The following is a 2,181-nucleotide window of genomic DNA, read 5'->3' on the forward strand; positions in this document are numbered from 1 at the left end:
CTCAGACCTGACCTCAATAAAGCAAGCTTCAGCGCTGTCCCAGCCCGTCTCGATGCCGACTTTGTCAACGCAATCGGCACGAGGCGGAAGTAGACAGAATGTCAGCTTTGGACGGGAACACTGAACGTTCTGGAGCGGCAGGAAACTTCCGTACCTGACCCGGAGCAGGCATTCCGCCTCGCCTGAGACAGAACCTATCGCAATTGCCGGTCCTCATCAGAGGTGGTCGTTAGATGATAGCGACAATCTACCTTTGTGCACCGCAGCAACCCATTTCGCTCGCAGGCGTTCACCATGTTCGACCAACTCGAGGTGCTGGATGCGCACGATGGAAACAAAAGCCAGTAGGGGAAAGTACCGTGCCACCGACGCAGCGGGAGGCGACAGTATGCTGCAAGGTCCCCATCAACATCAGGCGGATCGCTGGCATGTCGGACATATTGGCCGCACCGGATCGCGCCGCTGGTTGGTTCCCGCTCTCGCTGGCTCTGCTGCCGCTCTTGCGGCAGCCGCCGTCTACAGTCACAAGCAGACCCAGAAGGCTGAGCGCCAGTACCCGCCCATCGGCCGCTTCCTCCACGTAGATGGGGTACGCCTGCACTACATTGAGCGCGGTCACGGCCAGCCCTTGGTGTTGATCCACGGCAACGGCACCATGATACAGGACTTCACAGTCAGCGGTCTGGTGGACCGGCTGGCAGAGCGATACCGGGTGATCGTGATCGACCGTCCTGGCTACGGCTACAGCTCGCGGCCGCGCCAACTCTGGACGCCGCGCGCGCACGCCCGCTTGTTCCACAAGGCTCTGGCACAACTTGGAGTTCAGCAGGCGCTGGTGTACGGGCACTCCTGGGGCACCCTGGTTGCGGTCGCTCTCGCGCTAGAGGCTCCATCGCATGTGCGCGGCCTCGTACTGGGCTCCGGCTACTACTTTCCAACCTTGCGGGCGGATACGTTTCTGCTCTCGCCGCCGGCTATTCCGGTAATCGGCGATGTCATGCGGTACACTATCTCTCCCCTGATCGCACGGGCTACCCTGCCGGGCATGATCAAGCGGGTGTTCCAGCCAGCTCCCGTGCCGGAACGCTTCGAGCAAGAGTTCCCGAAGGCGCTGATGATTCGGCCCTCCCAGCTTCGCGCGGCGGCAGAGGATGCAGCGCTCATGGTCCCATCCGCGATGGAACTGGAGCGGCACTACAAGGATTTGAACGTGCCGGTGACGATCATTACGGGCGCAGACGATCAGATTGCAGATGTGGAGCGCCAGTCCAAGCGACTGCACCAGGTGCTGTCCGGAAGTGAGTTGATCCTCCTGCCAGGGCTTGGTCACATGGTGCATCACCTGGCTCCGGACGCTGTCGTAGCAGCCATCGATCATACCGCGCAGCGATCGGGCTCGCTGCAGCGTTCAGGATCGGGATGAGCCAATCTCCAGGGGAACATCAAGCTCCGTTTTGATCCGAACCTTGCTCTGGCGGCATTACCTCATCGAGCAGATTGGGCCCGCCGGTCCGATGTCGGTCCGTGGTTCGGGACGTCCTCTTCGGTTTGCGCCAGCTTTTGTCGCTCTCCGGCAGGGGAGGGTTTGGTGTTCGGATCGTCCTGAGGTGGCATGGGATACTGCCTTGGTCTTGGATGGAGGTCACGTCTACTGGAATGTCGGCTAGCCGTGACCACGGTTCTGCTTGCGGTTGTCCACTCCCTCGTTCGCCTGACCTTGGCCCTGCGTCTTGGGAACGCCACCGCCGCCATCGCCATGATGCGGATGATGGCCTGCATCCTTGCTGTGGCCCTTCGCAACAGCCTCGTCGCTCCGGTCCGGCACATGCCCCTTCTGCTTCTCACTGCGGTTGTTATGGTTTCGAGTGGTCATGGATCACCTCTTTGCTTGATGCACCCCCGCCGGGTTTGCCGGCTTGAGCGCTCCGATGGTCGTTGAGGCTCCCGTTGGGAACCAAGGCCGGATTGAACCAACCTGGAACGGAGGCCGACGTTCCCTTATCTGCAAGCAGTCCAGAATGACCTGCCGCAAAATCGGTGTTGGGATGAGACAGGCCGATGATCCCGGCGGGAACTTCGCACGCATCCGGTAATTGACGGGTTTCCGATAAGGAGCAGCCGCATGAGCCAGTCCGATCAGGAACACATCCAGCCCCCCGGCACCGAAGCAGAGATGACGCC

At 61.1% G+C, this 2,181-nt stretch carries 3 protein-coding genes; 1 reads left to right on the plus strand and 2 read right to left on the minus strand.

The window, feature by feature from the left end; genetic code table 11:
* The first annotated feature begins 388 nt into the window (after positions 1–388).
* The gene (locus AC0QTX_RS27345; protein WP_474606937.1) at positions 389–1,423 is read left to right on the plus strand and encodes an alpha/beta fold hydrolase; all 1,035 of its coding nucleotides are present in this window, start codon (positions 389–391) and stop codon (positions 1,421–1,423) included.
* Between the two features lie 240 nt (positions 1,424–1,663).
* On the opposite strand, the gene AC0QTX_RS27350 is transcribed toward AC0QTX_RS27345, so the two are convergent.
* Both AC0QTX_RS27350 and AC0QTX_RS27355 read right to left on the minus strand, forming a co-directional pair.
* The gene (locus AC0QTX_RS27350) at positions 1,664–1,873 is read right to left on the minus strand and encodes a hypothetical protein (RefSeq protein WP_474606938.1); all 210 of its coding nucleotides are present in this window, start codon (positions 1,871–1,873) and stop codon (positions 1,664–1,666) included.
* 3 nt (positions 1,874–1,876) lie between these two features.
* The coding region (locus tag AC0QTX_RS27355; protein ID WP_474606939.1) for a hypothetical protein at positions 1,877–2,181 on the minus strand (305 nt) is incomplete at its 5' end.

It is taken from the genome of Microvirga sp. jy35 (assembly GCF_056148915.1).

Excerpts from the sequence above, each read along its gene's own strand:
- AC0QTX_RS27345 (WP_474606937.1), top strand. The coding sequence starts at position 389 with ATGCTGCAAGGTCCCCATCAACATCAGGCGGATCGCTGGCATGTCGGA.
- AC0QTX_RS27350 (WP_474606938.1), bottom strand. The coding sequence starts at position 1,873 with ATGACCACTCGAAACCATAACAACCGCAGTGAGAAGCAGAAGGGGCAT.